This is a genomic window from Cyanobacterium aponinum PCC 10605, assembly GCF_000317675.1.
In the GTDB taxonomy this organism is placed as follows: Bacteria; Cyanobacteriota; Cyanobacteriia; order Cyanobacteriales; family Cyanobacteriaceae; genus PCC-10605.
Window position 1 is genome coordinate 3,156,151 of record NC_019776.1, and the last position, 21,864, is coordinate 3,178,014.

19 protein-coding genes are annotated in these 21,864 nt (G+C 32.8%); 13 read left to right on the forward strand and 6 right to left on the reverse strand.

What is annotated here, in order from left to right:
- The first annotated feature begins 2 nt into the window (after positions 1 to 2).
- On the forward strand, positions 3 to 1,586 hold the full coding sequence (gene ndhD1 / locus CYAN10605_RS13195; RefSeq protein ID WP_015220448.1) for a photosynthetic/respiratory NAD(P)H-quinone oxidoreductase subunit D1: 1,584 nt from the start codon (positions 3 to 5) through the stop codon (positions 1,584 to 1,586).
- A gap of 138 nt (positions 1,587 to 1,724) precedes the next feature.
- Here ndhD1 and CYAN10605_RS13200 read toward each other — a convergent pair whose 3' ends face one another.
- The 5 genes from CYAN10605_RS13200 to CYAN10605_RS13220 form a co-directional block, all read right to left on the reverse strand.
- Complete coding sequence (locus CYAN10605_RS13200) at positions 1,725 to 3,359, reverse strand: alpha-D-glucose phosphate-specific phosphoglucomutase (RefSeq protein ID WP_015220449.1); 1,635 nt, start codon at positions 3,357 to 3,359, stop codon at positions 1,725 to 1,727.
- Between the two features lie 139 nt (positions 3,360 to 3,498).
- Entirely contained in the window at positions 3,499 to 6,645 is a 3,147-nt protein-coding gene (locus CYAN10605_RS13205) for an Hsp70 family protein (protein ID WP_015220450.1), read from the reverse strand.
- 49 nt (positions 6,646 to 6,694) lie between these two features.
- Entirely contained in the window at positions 6,695 to 7,894 is a 1,200-nt protein-coding gene (locus tag CYAN10605_RS13210; RefSeq protein ID WP_015220451.1) for an OmpH family outer membrane protein, read from the reverse strand.
- A 257-nt stretch (positions 7,895 to 8,151) separates the two neighbouring features.
- The gene (locus CYAN10605_RS13215) at positions 8,152 to 8,757 is read right to left on the reverse strand and encodes a Crp/Fnr family transcriptional regulator (protein WP_015220452.1); all 606 of its coding nucleotides are present in this window, start codon (positions 8,755 to 8,757) and stop codon (positions 8,152 to 8,154) included.
- 478 nt (positions 8,758 to 9,235) lie between these two features.
- A complete protein-coding gene (locus CYAN10605_RS13220; RefSeq protein WP_015220453.1) occupies positions 9,236 to 10,105 on the reverse strand; it encodes a WYL domain-containing protein in 870 nt (289 codons plus the stop codon).
- A 102-nt stretch (positions 10,106 to 10,207) separates the two neighbouring features.
- Here CYAN10605_RS13220 and CYAN10605_RS13225 point away from each other — a divergent pair, with 102 nt between their 5' ends.
- The 11 genes from CYAN10605_RS13225 to cas6 all read left to right on the forward strand — a co-directional run bounded on the left by CYAN10605_RS13225 (position 10,208) and on the right by cas6 (position 20,789).
- The gene (locus CYAN10605_RS13225; RefSeq protein ID WP_015220454.1) at positions 10,208 to 10,498 is read left to right on the forward strand and encodes a nucleotidyltransferase family protein; all 291 of its coding nucleotides are present in this window, start codon (positions 10,208 to 10,210) and stop codon (positions 10,496 to 10,498) included.
- Positions 10,495 to 10,827, forward strand: a complete 333-nt coding sequence (locus CYAN10605_RS13230; protein WP_015220455.1) for a HepT-like ribonuclease domain-containing protein — start codon at positions 10,495 to 10,497, stop codon at positions 10,825 to 10,827. The genes CYAN10605_RS13225 and CYAN10605_RS13230 overlap by 4 nt, the downstream gene beginning before the upstream one ends.
- A 4-nt stretch (positions 10,828 to 10,831) precedes the next feature.
- Entirely contained in the window at positions 10,832 to 11,284 is a 453-nt protein-coding gene (mntA, locus tag CYAN10605_RS13235; RefSeq protein ID WP_015220456.1) for a type VII toxin-antitoxin system MntA family adenylyltransferase antitoxin, read from the forward strand.
- Between the two features lie 3 nt (positions 11,285 to 11,287).
- Positions 11,288 to 11,725, forward strand: a complete 438-nt coding sequence (gene hepT, locus CYAN10605_RS13240) for a type VII toxin-antitoxin system HepT family RNase toxin (protein WP_015220457.1) — start codon at positions 11,288 to 11,290, stop codon at positions 11,723 to 11,725.
- A gap of 6 nt (positions 11,726 to 11,731) precedes the next feature.
- A complete protein-coding gene (gene mntA / locus CYAN10605_RS13245) occupies positions 11,732 to 12,124 on the forward strand; it encodes a type VII toxin-antitoxin system MntA family adenylyltransferase antitoxin (RefSeq protein ID WP_015220458.1) in 393 nt (130 codons plus the stop codon).
- Positions 12,125 to 12,586: 462 nt separating this feature from the next.
- Entirely contained in the window at positions 12,587 to 12,712 is a 126-nt protein-coding gene (locus CYAN10605_RS19340; protein ID WP_015220459.1) for a hypothetical protein, read from the forward strand.
- Positions 12,713 to 12,812: 100 nt separating this feature from the next.
- Positions 12,813 to 15,398 carry a hypothetical protein gene (locus CYAN10605_RS13250; protein ID WP_015220460.1) on the forward strand — a complete coding sequence of 862 codons (2,586 nt, stop codon included), beginning with the start codon at positions 12,813 to 12,815 and terminating at the stop codon, positions 15,396 to 15,398.
- Positions 15,399 to 15,401: 3 nt separating this feature from the next.
- Positions 15,402 to 16,277, forward strand: a complete 876-nt coding sequence (locus tag CYAN10605_RS13255; protein ID WP_015220461.1) for a hypothetical protein — start codon at positions 15,402 to 15,404, stop codon at positions 16,275 to 16,277.
- A gap of 72 nt (positions 16,278 to 16,349) precedes the next feature.
- On the forward strand, positions 16,350 to 17,165 hold the full coding sequence (locus tag CYAN10605_RS13260) for a hypothetical protein (RefSeq protein WP_015220462.1): 816 nt from the start codon (positions 16,350 to 16,352) through the stop codon (positions 17,163 to 17,165).
- On the forward strand, positions 17,158 to 19,890 hold the full coding sequence (gene cas3, locus CYAN10605_RS13265; RefSeq protein ID WP_015220463.1) for a CRISPR-associated helicase Cas3': 2,733 nt from the start codon (positions 17,158 to 17,160) through the stop codon (positions 19,888 to 19,890). Before CYAN10605_RS13260 ends, cas3 begins: the two co-directional genes overlap by 8 nt.
- Positions 19,891 to 19,961: 71 nt before the next feature.
- On the forward strand, positions 19,962 to 20,789 hold the full coding sequence (cas6, locus tag CYAN10605_RS13270) for a CRISPR-associated endoribonuclease Cas6 (RefSeq protein WP_015220464.1): 828 nt from the start codon (positions 19,962 to 19,964) through the stop codon (positions 20,787 to 20,789).
- A 47-nt stretch (positions 20,790 to 20,836) separates the two neighbouring features.
- On the opposite strand, the gene CYAN10605_RS13275 is transcribed toward cas6, so the two are convergent.
- Positions 20,837 to 21,217, reverse strand: a complete 381-nt coding sequence (locus tag CYAN10605_RS13275) for a clan AA aspartic protease (RefSeq protein WP_015220465.1) — start codon at positions 21,215 to 21,217, stop codon at positions 20,837 to 20,839.
- 53 nt (positions 21,218 to 21,270) lie between these two features.
- On the opposite strand from CYAN10605_RS13275, the gene cas4 reads away from it, so the two are divergent.
- On the forward strand, positions 21,271 to 21,861 hold the full coding sequence (gene cas4 / locus CYAN10605_RS13280; protein WP_015220466.1) for a CRISPR-associated protein Cas4: 591 nt from the start codon (positions 21,271 to 21,273) through the stop codon (positions 21,859 to 21,861).
- Positions 21,862 to 21,864: the final 3 nt, after the last annotated feature.

Here is a 21,864-nt window from a genome sequence, read left to right on the forward strand (position 1 = left end):
GAATGGATTTAATAAATTTTCCTTGGCTAACAACTATTATTCTTTTCCCCATAGTTGCCTCGCTATTTGTATTTGTTATTCCCGATAAAGACGGCAAAACCGTTAGGTGGTATGCCTTAACAGTGGGATTAATTGATTTTGTCCTCATTGTCTATGCTTTTTATCAAGGTTATGACTTAAGCAATCCTAATTTACAACTGGTAGAAAGTTATACTTGGATTCCCGACATTGACTTAAAATGGTCTGTAGGGGCTGATGGTTTATCTATGCCCTTAATTATTCTGACGGGATTTATCACCACTCTGGCAATTATGGCGGCGTGGCCTGTCTCTTTCAAGCCAAAATTGTTTTATTTCCTGATGTTGGCAATGTATGGTGGGCAGATTGCTGTCTTTGCTGTGCAGGATATGTTACTTTTCTTTTTGGTCTGGGAATTGGAATTAGTCCCTGTTTATCTAATCCTATCTATATGGGGCGGTAAGAAGCGTTTATATGCGGCTACCAAATTTATCCTTTATACCGCAGGAGGCTCTTTATTTATCCTTGTGGCGGCTTTAACTATGGCTTTTTATGGCGATACCGTTACTTTTGACATGAGTGCGATCGCATCTAAGGATTTTGGTTTAAATTTACAACTGTTACTTTACGGAGGTTTTTTAATTGCCTACGGAGTAAAATTACCGATATTCCCCCTTCACACATGGTTGCCCGATGCCCACGGAGAAGCTACAGCCCCCGCTCATATGCTACTAGCTGGTATTCTCTTAAAAATGGGTGGTTATGCCCTAATTAGGATGAATGCAGGAATGTTACCTGATGCTCACGCCGTATTTGCACCGATTCTGATTATCTTAGGGGTAGTGAATATTATTTATGCCGCTTTTACTTCCTTTGCTCAACGAAATCTGAAAAGGAAAATTGCCTATTCCTCCATTTCTCACATGGGATTTGTATTAATTGGTATCGCTTCTTTTACCGACATCGGTTTAAGTGGTGCTATGTTACAGATGATTTCCCATGGTTTAATTGGGGCTAGTTTATTCTTTATGGTAGGAGCAACCTACGATCGCACCCATACCCTAATGTTAGACGAAATGGGGGGAGTGGGACAGAAAATGAAAAAAATTTTTGCCATGTGGACAACTTGCTCCCTTGCATCCCTTGCATTACCCGGTATGAGCGGTTTTGTGGCAGAATTAATGGTATTTATCGGCTTTGCCACCAGTGATGCTTATAACCTCACGTTTAAAGTAATTATGGTTTCATTGGCGGCAGTGGGTGTAATTCTAACTCCCATTTATCTCTTATCTATGCTTAGAGAAATGCTTTATGGGCCAGAAAATGAAGAGTTGGTATCCCATACAAACTTAATCGATGCTGAACCAAGAGAAGTATTTATCATTGCTTGTCTCTTAATTCCTATTATCGGTATTGGCTTATATCCCAAAATAGTTACACAAATTTATGATGCCACAACCAATCAATTAACTGCCTTACTACGTCAGTCTGTACCGAGTTTGCAGGAAACCAAGACTGCCCATCATCAATCCCAATGGGTAGCTTTAAAAGCCCCAGACATCAATTAGAGTGAATAGTGAATAGTGAATAGTGAATAGTGAATAATTAAAAACACTAAACTTTCATTACTCATTATTCATTACTTTTCTCTAACACCTGCAACCTGACACCTGAAACCTCTTTCTCAACCCTTAACCCTTTACTTACTAGGTGATAACAGTGGGTTGATCTCGGTTAGTGAATTTCTTAATTTGGGCGATTTCCTCTGCAATGTCAATTAATTCTTTTAAAGCCACTTGTGTATCAAGATCATATTTACTAACATCGGCTTCATAACTTTCTAAATATACCCTTAAAGTTGCTCCTTTTGTACCTGTGCCAGAGAGACGGAATATAATTCTTGAACCATCAGTAAAGCCGATACGCAACCCTTGATTTTTGCTTACACTTCCATCAACGGGGTCAGTGTAACTGAAATCATCGGCATAGGCAACGATATATTGTCCAAATTGTTTACCTTTCAAATTATCAAACTGGCTATATACATGATCTACTAAGGCTTTTGCACCATCAGAAGCTACTTCCTCATAGTCGTGACGAGAGTAAAAATTGCGTCCGTATTCTTGCCAATGAGATTTTACTATCTGTTCAACAGATTCTCCTCTAGCGGCAACAATATTTAACCAGAAAAGCACTGCCCATAAACCATCTTTTTCTCGCACATGGTTTGAACCAGTACCAAAACTTTCTTCTCCGCAAAGAGTAACTTTTTCTGCATCTAGTAAATTCCCAAAAAATTTCCAACCTGTAGGGGTTTCATAACAGTCAATTCCTAGTTTTTCTGCTACTCTATCCACTGCACCACTGGTAGGCATCGATCGCGCTACGCCCTTTAAACCATCTTTGTAACCCGGCACTAAATGAGCGTTGGCAGTTAAAATGGCTAAACTATCACTAGGATTAACAAAAAACTTGCGACCTAAAATCATATTGCGATCGCCATCTCCATCGGAAGCCGCACCAAAATCAGGGGCATTATCGCCAAAGAGCTTATCAACTAAAGTTTTGGCATAAACTAAATTAGGATCAGGATGTCCTCCCCCAAAATCCTCCAAAGGTTCACCATTAATAACTGTGCCTTCGGGTGCACCGAGTCTATTCTCAAAAATTGCCTTAGCGTAAGGACCTGTTACCGCATGGAGAGAATCCATACACATGGTAAAATTACCACTGGTAAGACATTTATGTAACAAGTCAAAGTCAAATAGAGACTCCATTAACTCTAAATAAGGCTTAACGGGATCAATAACTTCCACTTCCATTGTGCCTAATTTAAAAGAGCCAATATGATCTAAGTTAATGTCTGCGGATTCTAAAATCTGATATTGATCTATAACTTGAGTACGAGCAAAAATTGCCTCGGTAACTTTTTCTGGAGCAGGGCCACCATTGCTGATATTATATTTAACTCCAAAATCCCCATCAACACCGCCGGGGTTATGAGAAGCAGAAAGAATAATTCCCCCATAAGCACCATTGCCACGAATCACACAAGAAGCCGCAGGAGTTGATAAAATACCGTTGCAACCAACTAAAATTCTACCCACACCATTAGCCGCCGCCATTTTGAGAATGGTTTGAATCGCTTGACGGTTATAATAGCGACCATCTCCGCCCAAAACAAGAGTTTGACCCTGTAAATTTTCTAAACTGTCAAAAATAGACTGAATGAAATTTTCTAAATAATGAGGTTTTTGAAATACCTGTACTGATTTTCTTAAACCAGAAGTACCGGGTTTTTGATCTAAAAAAGGTTGAGTAGAAACTGTTTTGATACTCATGATAATCGCAATTTGATTAAATCTGTTTGATCTGCCATTACTATACCATTGGAGTTTTAAATTTAGCTTAATTGACGAGAGGTTTCCCCTTACTTTATTTTTCAGAAAAAAATAATTAAACAGGGGAGAGGTCAAAACTTCAATCTCTGATGGTATCAATGAGGAATTGTTTGATTTGGCTAGAATCTTCTTCAGAAACTGTGGCAATATTTAACATTTTTGGCAATAATTCGATGCGATCATCAAATATGGACTCAATTTGTCGGAAACCACTTAAATAACTATGGACAGGTAAATCGGATTTCGGTAATAACTCTATTTGTCGGCAAATACTGGGGTTTAGTTCATAATCGAGGGCGTGCCATGCTAAACACTGGGATAAGCATCCTAACATATTTAAGGCAACTTGAGGTTTGATGATTACATGGTGCAACTGTTCTAGGGCAAATTGGGCGATTCCTTCTACCTGTTTAAAGTCAATTCTATACTCTTCAGGTTGTCCGGGGCTAATTAAGCGACTTAACGCCCATGCGGCTTTTTCTTTTTGTCCTAAATGTTTGCTCGTTTTTAAAACGTTTTTCAGGAAGTTAAGGTTATTGGAGTTGCATTGACCACATTTTCCCAATGAGTTCAAGAATACTAGAGAGCTTGGTTCTCTTTGAAAACATTTAAAGGCTTCTATTAGTTTGAGGTCAAACCCTTCCCATAATAGTTTACCCGGAATATTTGCGATCGCCTGATAAAGTTTATTATCTAATCGAGCTAAATCCTGATTAATTTTCATTTGAATCCACTGTTCAAATTTAATCTCAGCACTTTTTAAGGCGAGGGATTCTTCTGGGTTTAGAGAGGCTAAAATTTCCCCTAAACACAATACCGCTAGATAACTACGGGTTGGATGGTTAGATGTCCCCCAAAAACTATCCATTTCTAGCCATCGCAGTAAATCATTGACGATTTCTCCTCGATTAGATGCGATCGCGCTTAACTTAGTTAAATCACGACGGCGATCATGTAAACGAGCATTATTGAAATTGCGATCTAACTGATGGGCTACATCTTCCCAATCTTTAAATTTTACTTGCACGCCATCGTCAATTTCCTTACCTTTACGGGTGCGAGAGATATGAGGAATCAAAGTTTTGGGGTCAAATTTACTGGCTACTTTCATGGTTTTAGTGGTGGCCACAAAACCGTTGTTATGATGATCAGAGGCAACCTCTAACTTAAATCGTGCCTTCTCATTTTTTTGAGATACTAAAGTTAATAACAATCGTTCATCAAAGGTGTATTCTACCTCTAAATTAAGAGGATCACCCGGTTGTAAATTAGCTTCTAAAATTTCATTAAATGATACTCCTCGTGAGCGTTGTAAATTGGTATTTACATTAGGTTTACTACCCATGCCCACCCAAATATTAAAACTTAGATAGCCTTCAGCTAAGGAAGGTAACTTCAAACCATTAAGAGTCGTTTTATAGGGGTATTTTTGTCCTTGGGCAATTAGTAATCTTAATCCTGTTGTATCTTCTTGATTGGTTTGCAAATAGATATGGGTAGGATTAACTCTTTCAGGAGATGGGAAAATATCCCCAACGGCATATAAACTCGCACCCCTTGCCACTGCCAAATCAGGATTCCCTTCATCTAAAATGGGAATATTACCAAAAAGTTCTCTTAATCTGTCTTTAATCGGAGGAAAATAAGTCATACCCCCGTTGAGCAAAATTGCGTCCACTTCTGGTATTTTTCCAGTGTTTACTTTCGCCTTTAACAATACATCTAAAATTGGTACGACAAAGGTATCAAAGCGATCAGTAAAAGGAGTTTCATCAAAAGCCGTTTCGGGGTTCATGGCTTGTAACATCTCCAAATTGAGATCAGGGCAGAGTAAATCTGCTAGAATCAGACTCATCTTATCGACACTGATATAATGGCGGATGGGTAATTGATTATCTAAAAAAGTACCTTGAAAAGCCAATTTAAAGTTATTTTTATCATTAGCAGAAAAATATTCAGATCCCCATAATTTCTTAAATTTCTCTGCATAAAGAGGCAATTCATATCCTAATTTATCTCGATCCGCAGGAGACAAATTAACATTATTAACTGCATTCTTTAAAATATAATCAGCAATTAATTGATCAACTTTATCCCCTCCAACACGGGTACGAGATCCGATCGCAACATCATTGATCAAAAAAGTATTACTATTACTATCCCACTGCACCTGATGTAATGTAACATCTAAAGTACCTCCCCCCAAATCATAAACCATGATATTTGCAGGGGTATTAACATCAAAAGCAGGAGGAATATCACCCCGTTGCATCGAGTAAAGAAAATCATACAAAGCCCCTTGAGGCTCAGATAATAATACAACATCTTCCTCTTGCCAACCCGCCAATACTGCCGCCTTTCTTGTTGCTTCAATGGCATCTGATTCATAGGAAGCAGGATGAGTAATCACCACTCCTCCCACATTAGTATATTTATCTAACAACTGCTGACGACAAAAACTCAACACTTGAGAAGCCGCCTTTTCAGGAGAAACTTTTCCCGATGTCAGAGAATATTCAAAGGGTTTTCCATCAAGATTATCCCCCATATTGTGTTTCCATGCCAAAATAGTTTGATCTCGGAAAGCATAAGCATTACTCTTAATATGTCCACCAATTTCCCCTTCATCCGTCGAAGTAAAACGCACCCCAGAAGGAATAATTGCCTTTTTCACCAAGCTACCATTTTCATCCTTTACAGGCACTTCCACCACCGAAGCATTCCATTCTTTTCTTAGGGTATTGTAATTAGCTAAAGACATAACCGTATTAGTTGTGCCTAAATCTATCCCCACATAGGTAGGTTGCATTACCTCCGTAAGAATTTCCACATAATTAGCATTTTCTCTGGATTTATTCCCGATTTGATTACCAATTACTAGGGATTTTATACCTTTAGATTGAAGATAGCGAAAAAGTCGAGCATAGTCATTATCATTACTAACAATTGCTACTAAATTAATGGCTAATTTACTATTATTAATTAACTCATCTACGGTTTGAAAAATTAGATTATCTACTTCTTGAGAAACAGGATTTAAACCGGGGGTTAGCTCAAAACGATAGTCAAATTTACGAAAACTACTACCATAGGCAGTTAAGACAGAAGGAGTATTGGAAAAAGCTCTTTTGACAACCATATTGCCGTATTTACCACATAGTTGCTCAATGGTTTCTAATCTCGGTTTAATATTATCTAAATCTAATAGAACAGCGATATTGTACATAATTTTTTCCTCTTGATTATCAGGTATTTAGGCACAAGTTAATTGATTTCTAATTTTCAATTTCTTCCACTTTGGCGGGGGTAACAATTTCCTCTCCTACTTTCCAACCACAGGCAACACATTTAACTTTTTTGACTTCTTCTTTACTGATGAATTGACTACCAGAGACATAGTTATATTTGTTATTGTCTAAATCTTCTCCTGTGATTTCTAATATGGCTTCTGTATCTGGTGGAAAAGGTTGAATATTTAACGTAGAAAAAGCCTTAAATAAATTTTCTAAATTAATAAAACAAGTGAGGGTGTCTTGAGTTGATAAACCTTCATTATTTTCTAGTAATTTATCAATCTTTTTATAAAGGCTAAAGAGTTGATCTAAAACAGGTTGCTGTTGTTCATCTTGGAGAGATTTAGCTAGTGTACAAACCGCTTCTTGTAAGGAGTTTTCTTTTATGTCTTGAATTTCTCTTTCTAACTCCTGATTCTCGTTTTCTAGTCTGCTAATTTCTGCCCTTAAATTATTTTCTGTTTCTCCTAATTCTTGAACTAAATTTTGTGCGGCTTTTTCTTTTATATCAGTCCTAGTTAAATTAAATTCTTTTTGTAATTGATAACCAAATTTACTAATATATTCTGATGCACCAAATTGAATTATGGTTTGATAAGATTCAGAATTAAGAAGGAAATATTTATTTTTTTCGTCTAAGTAATAAGGTAGTTGATGCAAAAACCAAAAACTTCTTTCCCTTGAGCGATTAAAGTTATCGATGATATTAGCAAAGTTTTCTAATTTGATTAAATCAAGTTGATCGCTGTTAACAATTTTTTCAAATAAATCGACAAATTCTGATATTTTTTGATGCCAAAAAGTGATAAATTTATCTGGTCTAATACTATATTTGCGAGAGAGATGGTAATAAAAATTTTCTGCTTTGTTATATTCTTCGTCGTCTAATTCTTCTAATTCGTCTAATAAGTCATCCCAATTATTTGTTTTATAGTTGAGTAATTTTTCTAAACATTTAATCTGAATAACTGCTAGTTCAGAATATTGTCTTTTTTTACCAAAACTTCTAGGGGTTATATCTCCTAAAGCACGATCAAGAAAAAAGGTTAATTTGCCCCATGGTGAAGACGCTAATTCAGCTTGAGAAACAGGATTTTTCTGTTTGTTGATAATGGGTTTAGGTTTTGTATTTCTTTCAAAGGCTTTTGCATTTATTTTCTGTGAAAAATCAGGTTTATTCATGAAAAATACCCACCGCATATATGAATATAAATCACCTCTTGCGCAATACAAGTAACATCTATATATAATTATGTTTTTTAGGTGCTTATCTATATATCAGTAGCGATTTTCAATTTTATGCAAAGTGATAATAATTTTTTGAAAGAATAAGAATGAAACTATATGTAATTAAAATTTCCCCAGAATAATTATCCCTCATTTCTGATTGTTTTGCTTGTGCTATGGCACTCTTTCTTAATTTCTAATGCTTTTTCAATCTATGAAAAATGTAAAAGTAAGTGACGACTGGAATCTAAGGAGATTAATTTTTGTTTCTGCATATCTCCTAATAGTCTTGTTACTGTTACTCTGGTTGTACCGATCGCATCTGCTAAGTTTTGATGAGTAAATCTAACTTTAATTCTAATTTTATCTTCTTTGGTTTCCCCTAAATATGCACCGAGAAGATTTAATAATTTTAGCAGACGTTCTTCTATTCTTTTCAAAGTTGCGATCGCTAATAACTCCTCTGTTTGACGAATACGGGTAACAGTTTCCGTAAGAATCTTTTGAGCTAAATTAGGATTATTTTCAATTTCTTCTAAAGAAAACCATTGTAAATAAATATCGGATAAAGCCTTAGCCTGAAAAGTATCGAGATTAGTAAACCACAAGCCAAAAAAATTGCCTGTTTGTGACCATCCTAGTAAGGTTTCCTCTCCTAATGCACCCACTTTGAAAAGCTGTACCACTCCTCTATTAACTTGCCAAATGCCTTGAGCAATTAAGGGTATTTCTTCCCCCCGCTCATAAAAATGTAATCTTCTTTCTCCGGAACGTAATTGAGTTTTCAGATTATGATTGGAAGGATAACCCAGTAGCATAATAAATACTGTTATTGAGAATACATTGATTTAAGCATTAGGTTAACAGAACAAAATTAAGAACAGGTAAAGATTTCTAACTTTTTTCTAACTTTATAGAATATTTTTTTTCACGACGATTTTACTTGATTTTTGTGCAAAAAATCTGTAACTAATTTGAGAGCGAAAGATGAATAGTGTTGGGGTGAATAATAAAAAACTTCTTCTACTTATTACTCATTTTTCTCCTTAATCCCCAAAACACTAAACTTATAACTGATGTTACGCAAAAAGATAATTAGTTGTTGTTTTTAGGTGTCAGGTGTCGGGTGTCAGGTGTCAGGTCTAAAATCAAAAAAATTCACCCTTTTTTCTTTTGACTTAGTTTTTCTATTGTTTTCTGAAACCTGAAACCATCAGCCTGAAACCTCTTTAACTTAACACATGAACAAGTGCGTAAGGTCAGCTTATAATTGATTTATCCCCCTCAGATAGAGTGTTATTCTTCTGATGAATAAAGGTGATTAAGATTTAATAATTTCTCATAAAATTTTTCTCTGAGAGAATCTGGGGAGATTATTTTGCAACTATCCCAATATCTGGCGATTTCTCGAAAAAACCAAAAGCTACTCCAAACTTTTCTCCGAATTAATCGATGGGGCGGACTTCCTTCTATTTCTCCTTTAAAAGTGTCATCTATTTTAACTTCTTCTTTGCCATAAGCAAATGCTAAATTACCAAAAACTTTAAACTCTGCTTCAATCATATCTAACTCAGGTTGCCATGATAATTCTACCCTATTCACTACCGCTTCTTGGATGCGATCGAGTCTTAATGTCCAATTATGCTTTAATTCTGTAATGTCGTCATTGCCTTCTGTTTCTCGACAAGTACAAACTAAATATTGATGTTTTTCTATTATTTTTAATTGTCCGTGGATTACAGTAAAATTCAATAAGTTGTCAGAAGCATCCTGATAAGTTAATTTAAAGGGTTGTTGTTTTTGGATAAAGTTTTCAATATTTTTACGCCATAGGGGTTTTGGTTTTGCCAAAAATTGTTCGATTTCATCACGAAAAAATATGTTTAATTCACTTCTTTCTCGTAAAATTCTGCCTATTTCTTCTGCTTCTAAGATAAATCCTAAATCTAATAATAGTTTTCTCGCTTTTTCTAAGGTTTCTATTCTCTGACTATTCCAATCATCATTGATAGTTATTTTTAACTCTTTAAGCGCGATCGCCTTTATCAATTTCGATACATTAGGTTTATCCCCCCAAGTCTTACCAAATTCCAAAGCCAAATTTTCCAAGGCTTTCTTTTCTCTTTCGCCAATAGATAGGGTGACAGCTTGATTTTTTCTTGTCATCAAATTTGTCCGTGTACTTTATATTTATATTTTGTTGCTATTTCTATTTTACTGGTTTATTATGGTGGTATCGATAACTTACGGACAGTATTTAAAAAAGTTATGAACTTAGAATTACTGAAAGAAAAACGAGAAGAAATTATTAAAATAGCCTCAAAGCATGGGGCGTATAATGTGCGTGTATTTGGTTCAGTGGCAAGGGGAGAAGCTGACGAAAAAAGCGATATTGATTTTTTAATTGATTATGACATAGATAAAATTACCCCGTGGTTTCCAGTAGGGTTAATTCACGATTTGCAGGATTTTTTGGGCAAAAAAGTGGATGTTGTCACTGCCAGCGGATTAAAAGAAAGAATTAAAGAGAGAGTATTTCAGGAGGCAATTAGTTTATGAGGAATGATAGCGAAAGAATCAGAGATATTAGAGAATGTATTGAAAAAATAGAGAAATATTCTGTGAGAGGAAAAAAAGAATTTTATGAAGACGAGTTAATTCAGACGTGGATTATTCATAATTTACAAATTATCGGTGAGGCAAGTCGGGCAACTTCTGAAGAATTTAAAGCAAAATATCCTCAAGTTTTATGGTTAAAAATAGCCGATTTTAGAAATCTTCTTGTCCATGAATATTTTAGGGTTGATTTAGGTATTGTTTGGGAAATTGTCGAAAATGAGTTACCTAAATTAAAGCAACAAATTAACGATATTTTAAGGGATATATAATCTAATGAATAATCAAAATATTGACATTAAAGAACTGCAAAACTTATCACAAAAAATTCCCGAAAAAATGCCTTATATAAAAATGGTAATTCTATTTGGTTCAAGGGCAAGGGGTGATATTAATGATAAAAGTGATTGGGATTTTGCTATTTTGTGCGATCGGGAAATAGTTGCAAAAACTTTTAAAAATAAAGTCTCTAGCTGGTTTGCTTACTCTGTTAATTTGAATGAAATTTTTGACCTAAAAACTGAGCGTATTGATATTATTGATTTGAATAGTTGTTCTGATTTTATAGCCCATTATATTGCTCGTGATGGTGTTTTAATATATGAAAAAAATGAGGGAGAGTTTGAGCATTTTAGACGAGAGAAATTAAAAACGGAATCTCAAATGAATGTCATATCTAAAAATTTACGAGCAGAAATAGAAGAATTTTTATCAGAGTGTGGGGTTTAAACTATGTTAGATGAACGAATTATTCTTAGGAAATTTCAAAAACAAAAAGAATATTTAGTTAACTTAAAAGTTTATGAAAATCTTGACTATGAAACTTTTATAAACGATCAAGTTATCCAGTTAGCCATAGAGCGTTTATTGCAATTAACAATAGAAGTTGCCTTAGATGTAAACCGTTACTTATTCAAATCTTTACGGATTAAACAACCAGAAGAAAATGCCGAAAGTTTCATTAAATTAGCCCAATTAAAAATCCTTGATGATGACTTGGCATTAAGGTTAAAAGAGTCAGGAAAAATGCGTAATTTATTGGTGCATCTTTACGAAATAATTGAGCCTCCCTTTGTGCATTCTGCCATTAAAGAAACTCTGAGAGATTATCCTTTATATCAAAGACAAATTTTAAACTATTTAGATACTTTAAATACTTTAGAAAATTAAGTAATTATGAATAAACAAATTTCTATTGAACATTTACAATTATTATCTCGACAAATACGAAAAAAAATACCCTATATAAAAATGCTAGTTTTATTTGGTTCAAGGGCAAGGGGTGATATTCACGATAAAAGTGATTGGAATTTTGCAGTTTTTTATGATGAAAAAAAGCGTAAAAAATACTCTAAGAATAAATCTTTCAGTTACTTTGAAGTATCAAGTATTTTAGAAAACTTATTTCAAATTAATGCTCCCATTGATGTCGTAGATTTGAATAATTGTTCTGCTCGTATTGCTGACAGAGTTGCTACCGAGGGAATACTAATTTATGAAATTGAGGAGAGATTATTTAATAACTTTAAAGAGAAATCTTTGTTAAGTGATGAGCAAAAAAAGCTATGAGACTGGAATTTCAACAAGAAATTAATGATTTTCTTAAAGATTCGGAATTGATACCATGATAAATTTCGATCGAATTTTAGCTACGACAAGGAGAAATTATAAAGCCAGAGATAAACCCCTGACTTTCAAACCCTAATAGGTATTAAATAAAGCAATGAGTAACTTATTGCCTAAATAGTACTTATATTTCAATCCCTCTTTTGGTATTAGTTTTCTCCATTATAAGTTAAACGTCACTCGAATTTTTAGTCCAGCTTTAAAAAAACTTCTACTACATAGTCTTATAACCATTGTTATTTTTTAACAGGATGAATTAGAATAAATTAGAATAAAACGGATAACCCTGAACGAGAGTCAGTAGTTACCCTCCTTGATAAAAAATTTCGTATTAAACATTATAACGGTAACTGACAATTATCTCTGGTGGGTTAATCCTTATATTTAAAACAGGAGTTAATTACCATGAAACAACTAGAAGATGACTTTTACTATCCTTCTGATGATTTAGAGTATTTGTATCACCCAATAGTCGACGATGAGGGAAATCTTATTTCTTATCAAGACTTTATCGAAAAATATCAACTTTAGTAGGAAGTTTTTATTTTTGTCCTGATTTTGATCAATTTTAATCATAGTGGGAATTAAATATTAATTCCTGCTTTTATCTAACTGTTATTAAACTAAAACTATGAATGAAAATCAACTTTCAATTTTCGATACTAATGTAGTTAATGACATCAAACAAATCAACGAAACTTTACCTTCTTATATACCTCAAATAAGTTATGATTTAGACTCATATACTGAAGCAATTTTAATTAGTGCTTTAGCCAGTCAATCTATTATAGATTCTGATAATTATTTACTCTCATTTTTAGCTAGTAACCCCAAAACTAAAATAATTCTATCTTCTTTCAATTCACCCCAATTAACTAGAAAATTAAAAAAGAGTAAGCAACAGAAGCAAGTTGAAAAACCTAGTTTAGAAAATAAGAATAATCAAGTTTTTTATGATAATCAACAAATAGGTGAGATTAAATTATTATATAAGCCTTCTATACCGGGTGAATTACAGGCAAAGTTAGCTTATCTTAGTACCATCGATCGATTTTTAGAATATCTACAAACACACTATTATTCAATAAATTTAGGAGAAACAGATTATCATATTCACATTTTTATTCCTGCTAAATATCGGTTAAATATTGAACAAGAATGGGTAAAATTTGTCAAGAAAGTTCTCTTTTCTATTGAAGATAAAGATAATGATAAATTACCCAGATTACCGCAAACTTTTATCAGTATGCTTAAGAGTATAACTTTAGCAGGTAGAGGATTTAGTACGATCAATGTTCCTATTATCACTCAAGATCAAGGTATTATTTTAGCATCTTTATATTTAGCAGTTTTTCAACAAGTCAAACAACGTCAAGATGATAGAGAATCTCTGATTAAACAATTAAAAAAAGAGCTTAATATTGATTCTTTAAGTGAAAAAGAGCGTAATTCTAAAGAAAAAGAATTACAGAAAAAAGAAGAAATGCAAAAAAAAGAATATAAAAAATACTGTGAAGGCTTTGAAAAAACTTTTATCAAAATTTTAACTGAACATAAATCTTTATTCGATGAGCAGGATAAAATAAATTTACAGTTACAAGACGCTAGTTTAAATAAAAGACAAATCAATAAATTAAAGAAAGAAAAAGAAAAGGTTGGAGCTAAAATAATTTTTTCTCAAGATTTCGTTAATCAAAAAACAAAGTTACTCGAAAATAGTGGAGGTAATCCTTTCTTATTTATAGTACAAGATCAAAAAGAAAATCAAGATAAATTTGCTATAATTAATCAGTTATCTAAGAGTTTTAATCGCACTGCTACAGAACAAATTAATTCTACTAGAGGTGATATTTTTGCTCAATGTTTAGTTGAAATGTATCGTCTTTTAGAAAATCAAACATTTGAGACAATTCCTCATTCTTTATTGACAGAAAAATCTATTATAACAAGAGTTCGATCTCCGGGTGATGATGGCAATAAATTTTGTTATTCTTGCGGTGTAGTTTTGGATAAACCACAATGGCGAGTTGCAAGATTTATGTTTGAAAGACCATCGCAACGTCGTCAATCGTCATCTAGTGAAGATCGTCCGTATATTTGTGCTACCTGTTCAGTACTAGCTTTTGCATCACCTTTAAAAGTAACTGATGAAAGTATTATTATTAAACTTAATGCTAAAAATAATAATGATATTTTTCAATATAAAATTAAGGATTATTTACGAATGTTAGCTAATAAAGAAATGCACCTTAATTCTGGACATTATCTAATTTTAACTTCTGATAAAACCACTGGAGGAGATATTGCTTCTAATAAGTTAGGGCAAGTGCAATATGCAAGGGCAAAAATAGCTGATATTTTTCCTCTTGAGGTGCTAACTGATTTTGATTTTTGTTTAGTTTTACAAGGAAGCCAACAAATTAAATTAGAAAGCAGACATTTAATTTTTATTAAAGGTTTAATGGAGGGTTATGCACAAAAAATAATTGAATCAGGAAAAGAAATTAACTCAAAACTCGGAGATGCTATTCGTTATATTGAACAAGATTTACCTTATCTTGCTGATTATACTTTAGCAAAAGTTTTTGTTAATTTCAGAAAAACCCCAAATATTTCTTTAAAAAACCAAATACTTTTAGAGAAAACTCGAAAAAATTATTATCAAATAATGAGAGAAAATTTCATGAATTCAGTACAACTAAAAAAACAGTTTACTTTATATGAGGATGTTGCTTCTTTAACTGGGTTACTATATCCATTTATTCAATCTTTTAAAAAAGGTGCTTTTTCTAAAGAAAAACCTGAAGATGCAAAAAGAGAAGTTGGTAAATTAATAGAGAAAGTAAATGATGGTATTATTTTTCACAATTATTTTTGTAAATATTCTTATATAAAGATTGTTGGCGAAGATGAAAAAAGATCGATAACCAGTGTTTCTTTTAAAAAATATCCAGATAATGAATTTATTTATGAGCAAGTTAAAGATTTATTAGAAAATACGGACAAATTAAATATTAGTGGTAGAGAGCAAAAAACAGAAGATTTATCCACAGAATATTTAACTTTATATCCTGATGATATTGAAAGGGCTTTTAATTTTTTCAGACAGAAATATAGTAGTGATAAAGATTGGAAAACCTTGACTTATCACCTCGAACTTTCTATTTATGCTCGTTTTCCTGAACAATTACAAAAATCATCAAAAGGAGATAATTAAATTATGACTACTGGATTACCAAAAACTGATCAAGAAAAAGTACATTTCGATATTTATGCTATCTTAGAAGGCTCACAAGAACTTTATTTTGGTCATGAAACTCAAGTAAATATTAACTTAGTAGAAACCGTTAAATTAAGTACCAAAAATGGTGAAGATTTAGAAAAATGTTATCTTTCACCTACTAAAAGAAGAGGTATTGAAAGACGTTGTTTGATTTGGGCACCCGTTAAATCATTGGGTAAGTTATTAGGAGATAAGTTAGATTGTGGAATACCTAAAACTTGCGTTAAGATTGATTGCCCTATTTGTAGCACTTACGGCGGTTTAAAAGTGGGTGAAAAAACCTTAATTGGTAGGGTATCTCATGGCGGGGGGGTGGCAATACAACCTATTTTACCTGAACAAAAGCAAAGGGCGATGCACCCTTCTCGTATAGCTTCCCCAGAAAGCGGAAAAGATGAAACTCCAACACCTTTTAAACGGGAATATAATCAACCCGGTATTCTTTACCCTGTGTATAATCATTGTTTGAGTCTTACAGATGAAGACTTTGCTACCGTAGCTTATGCTTTTCTTGATTCTTTACCTCGTATTGGTGCAGGTAATCCTAAAGGTATTGGTTTAGCGGAAGATGCTGAAAAACTTTTGTTAGTAGTTGACAGATATTTAGTGCCTAAAGGTAAACGCCCTATTATATCACCTTCTGAGACTAACCCTGAAAGTGCGATCGAAAATTTTTGGCGATTAGCCCAAACTCCTGAAGAAAATACAGATTATATACAGGTAAAACATTTTGAGCGTTGGATTGGGGATAAAGCCTTAGAAAAATTACAGGAATACGCCTCAATATTCGTTGACGAGGTATTACAAAAATAAAAGTTCGTAGTAAGCCCTTCAGGGCTTCTCAAAAATCATACAACTAAAGTTGTCACTACAAACCAGAATATTATGTATTGTCTAAAAATTTCGATCGCACCTACATCGGCAATGACATTTAGAATCTTACCGAGTTCGATTTTGAATATTGCAACTTATCCCTTTGTACCACCTACCACTTTATCAGGTTATCTGCGCAGATTAGTCATGTTAAGCATGAAGTTAGAAATACCAGAAACGGACATCAATAAAAACAATCCCCCAGTTTATGCCTTACCTCGAAAATATATAACATTAGGGGCTTATCCTGTTAGAGATAATTTTACCGCCATTCATCGCACTTATAGAAAAGGGATGCGAGAATTTAATCATGATGTATTTTCCCGTTTATATATAGAGAAAGAAAAAGCTGATTTTCAACTACATACATGGGAATATTTAATCACCAGTGAATTGATAGGATATGTTGTCACCAAATCAGCAGAAGACTTAAAACCATTACAAGAAATAAAAGGTTTTGGTTGCAAATTAGGAAAAGAAGGATTTGCCGTTATTCAAGACATTTCTCAACCGATTAAACTAACTCAAATAACAAAAGAAGCAATACCTTCAACTATTGTGCCAATGGAGGCATTATTAGCAACAAATCAGTTTGTTAATGGTTGTGATATTTATAACCTTTACCGTTATAACTGGCTAACTAATCAAGATAATTTAAACGATAACTCACCTACTGCGGTTAATGGTTTTATTCCCTTTGTTGCTAGTTATTTTCAGAATCAATTAACCCCAGAATTAGATTATTTAACCGATAGTAATAATCAGATTAATATTCCCTTATCTTTAATTAACTTATTACAACTAAAAGGAGAAATTACTAATGTCTAAATTATTAACTAAAAAAAGAAAATATCCTTATAATTTTGGGCGAGTTTTTTTTCCTGATTCTCAGGTAATTCCAGAAAAAATTTTATTTCAACCATTAGGAAATCATGTCGGAAATGTGGTTAAATTAGTTAAATTATGGGATAAAAAAGATTTTCCAGATCAATCCTCTTTAGAAAGGGTAATCGAAGCCTCTAAAATTCATGATATGGCAAAACCACAGACATTTAGTCTGCAAGTAGAAACAAATAAAAAAGAAAAATTTAAAAAATATATTTATTCTTTTAAAGGACATCGTTTTAAAGCACAACATGATGATTTATGGATAGAAACTTTAGCCCAAGGACATCATAATTTCTCTACCGATTGTGTAACTAATGATGCTTATAAATTAAGAAAATATAAAAATTATCAAGACATATTAAATAAAGATAGTTTAGCTTATGCAAAAGAACTTTATATCTTAGAAATGTGTGATCAAATAGAAGCAGAATTAGCTTGTCTTTTGAAAGATAAAACTCAAGGAGAAGAAAGGACTTTCATGGAATATACCATCAAAATAGATGAAAATAATCCTAATATTTATCGAATTGATCCTTTTCCTTTTAGTGATGACTTAGAATATATAGAATTAACGTTTAAATACTGGGTTTTTACTTTATTGGCAGAAAACAAAGAGAAATTACAGCAACTTATTGATAAAAATGAGGAAAACAAATTAGGTAAAACATTAGATGAAATAGTCAAAGATTGGTGGGAAAAAGTAGAAGCAAAACCACAAGAAGAAGAATTAATTACTATCCAATTAAAACCTTATCAATCTCTTAATTGTGAATATCATAAAGATTGTGATTATTGGTATCAAAATCTCACTAAATTTCAAACACCTAACCCGATGCAACGGGAAGTTTTTACCGCCATTACGAATAATGAAGATATTGCAGTTTTATTAAAAGCGCCAACGGGAGTAGGCAAATTAGAAGCCGTTTTAATTCCGACTTTAGCACTAGGTTATCGTTTAATTTTACCATTACCTACTCGTAGTTTATTAGAAGATCATCAAGAAAGAATAGAAAATTATCTGAAAAAACTCTCGAAATTATATCCTCAAAAAGAATTTTCTTTAGTAGTCGATACCGGTTCACAAATGTATCGTTATATTTATTTTAATGGGGAAAAAGTACCCTCTAGGGTAAAAAATCCTCGCCGACATTTATATAAAGGGGATGTGATTTTAACTACTTTAGATAAGTTTATGTATCGTTATTTTGGCTATGGAGATAAGCAAAAATCTTTTATTTTTCCCCTGAGAATTAATGATAACCAAAATAAAACAATTATCTGTTTTGATGAAGCTCATAGTTACGATAATCTGGCTTTTACAAATTTTTGTAATTTAGTTAAAGCCTTATACGAAACGGGTAGAAATTTAGTCTTAATGACAGCAACTTTACCTAAAAATCAGATACCAAGATTTGATTATTTACAAGAGGGATTAATTGATTATATTGATAATATAGATAATAAAGAAAAACTCGATCAATTTCTCGAAAAAAATCTTAAACAACCTTATCCTAATGAGAAAATTTTATTATGGAAAAGTGAAGTAGCAATTCAAGCATCTCCAGAGGGAAAAGAGAGTAATAATTTTCAACAAGAATTTATAAATCTTATTCTCAATGAATGGCAATCACAAGAAAATCATCGACTAATTACAGTAGTTGAAAAGGTTAAAGATGCCGTAGAAATTTATAAACAAGTTAAAGAAGAATTAGGCACTAATTTAGATGATGAAGGGAGATTTTTATTTTTATATCATGGGCGAATTTCTGACACTCCTAAAGATAAAACTCACGAAAATTATCAATATTCTCGTAGTGGTGTTTATCAACAAATTAAGCAAAGAGACAATGATCAAAAACCTTATCTGATTATAACAACAAGTGCGATCGAGGTTGGTTGTGATTTGAATTGTCAAACCTTAATAACCCAATTATGCCCTCCCGAAAACTTAATTCAACGTGCAGGGAGATGTAACCGTAAAGGAAATATTGCCAATGCGAAAGTTATAATTATCGGTGATTCTATTCCTGATTTTTTGAATACTTTAACGGATTCTGAACTTCAATTATATCAAGAAAAGTTGCGATCGCATCATAGCCAAAATTTTAACGCCAATGAAATCATGAAATGTGTATCCCAAACTCAGCAAGTAGATGACTATAGAGTTGTAGAGTTATTTTCCCAGTTACAAGAATACGTTTATGAGGCAAATTTAACCTGTAAACCTACTCATGAAAAAGGTTTAGTCATAACTCGCAGTTGGATACCTTCAGCAACTCTCATTTATGAAGACGCTCAGATTACTGTACCACTCGATCGACTTATTGTGAAAAAAGATCAGGAAACAGACAAAACGAATCAATATGCAAATGTAACAGTAGAAGAAAGCTACTATGATCAAGAAACGACACAGTGGAAAACTCGCACTTTAAGATGGGGAAATGCTTACCAAAAAAACATCATTATCAAAATAAATAAAAGTCAAGATGGTATTGTTTTTGATGCTGGTTTTCATGAATATGATTATAATGCAGAATTTGGTTTTGTTGATTTACCTGGAGTTTTTGTTAAATGGAAACCAAAAAATTTTGAGCAACAATTAGCATATAAAGACGGCGATAAAACTATTGCTGTAATTAATTATATAACCCCTAATAATGATTAAATACTACTATGAAAATTATCGATCGCACCTAACAAGAAAATTTACTATTAATAATTAATCATTCACCAATTATGCCCCATAGCTTAGTAATAAATTTTACCCCTATTTCCGATATTCCTGTGGGTTATACATCGGGAAAACATTTACACGCCTTGTTTTTTACCTTAGTTAATTCTGTCAACCCTGAATTGGCTCAATATTTTCATCAATCCGAAGCCAATAAGAGTTTTACCGTTTCCTCTTTACAGGTTATTAGTAACTATAAAAATCGAGATAATTTCTTAAATTATAAACAGCAAAATAATATAAAAAAAGGCTCTAATTGTTGGTGGAGAATTACTTTATTGGATGATACCTTATTTAGCAAACTAACTAAATTATGGCTTAATTTAAGACCACAAAAACCCTATCATTTAGGTAGCGGAGAATTGATGATTACCAGTGTTTTAGCTAGTCCAGATAGTCATTTATGGGCTAATGCCATTAGTTATCAAGAATTATATAATCAAGCGTCCGAAACAGAAAGAAACATAACCTTAAAAATATATACACCTACAGCCTTTAGACAAGGAAAATATGATGTATCACTGCCTACCGCAGAATTAGTATTTAATAGCTTATTAAGGAAATGGGAAAAATACAGTAATATTAGTTTCTCTAATGCTAATTTTGACTGCTTATTTCCTGCTTATTTTGATATAAATACAGAAATAATTATTGAACCAAAAACTAAATTTATTGGCTGTATAGGTACTATTAATTACAAAATTTTAGGAGAGGTAGAAACCACGCTTATTAAACAAATAAATACCCTAGCAGATTATAGTTTTTTTAGTGGATTAGGAAGAAAAACAACAATGGGATTTGGCATCATTAAAAGACTCAAATCATCTCCTTAACCTCACCTCCATCTTTTTCTTATTACCTTAGAAAATAGAAAGAAACACTACATCACAATAGAACTAGCGATATTTGGACTATTAGGATTAACGTCTAATTTTCTATTGCTAGGAATAATAATTAAGTCCATATCTTCCATCGGAATTGCCCCTAGTAACACTTGATCTCCCATGACTAATGCACCACTAAAACCAATTCTATTCTTAAATTTTATCTCGATCGGACCTACATAGCCAATTAGTTTTCTACTACCGTCAGCTAATGTTACTTCTTTCTGATCCACCTCATTTAATTGTAATTGTATTTTTATATGTTCAGGAATACATAAATGCACTGCACCTGAGTCAGCCAAAGCATTTACTTTGATAGGTTGCAAATTACTTTTACTGGGATTTCTTAATTGAATTTCACTAAATACTAAACCCATAAAATGACCTATTTTTTATTATTTAATTATTATAATATCATTAATTATTACCAATGAAAAATCAACTTATTTCCATTGCATCTTTAAACCATTATTCCTATTGTCCCCATCGTTTTTGGAGGATGTTTTGTGCATCAGAATTCACTGATAATCAATATACCATTGATGGCACAACTTTACATGAAAGAGTCCATACCGTAGGGGATTTAAACTTAGGAGAAACATGGCAAATTAGAGCAATTTATCTCAAATCTGAACAATATAAATTAATTGGTAAAGCAGATTTAATTGAAGCAGAAAATGGCACTTTTTACCCTGTAGAATATAAACGAGGCAAAAAAGGCGAATGGGCAAATGATGAATTGCAAGTTGTCGCCCAAGCCTTATGTATAGAAGAAATGACTGGTACTCATGTTCATACAGGTTATATTTATTACGCTCAAACCCATCAAAGGCAAGAGGTAGAAATTAACTCATCTTTAAGACAAAGTGCGATCGCATCTATAAAAGCTATTCAAGAGATTATAGAAAAGGAAACCATACCCAAAGCAGAATATAGCAAAAAATGTAAGGGTTGTAGTCTTTACTCTGCTTGTCTGCCCATGGCAAAAGACAAAATCAATCGCTACCGAGAAAGTGAATAGTGA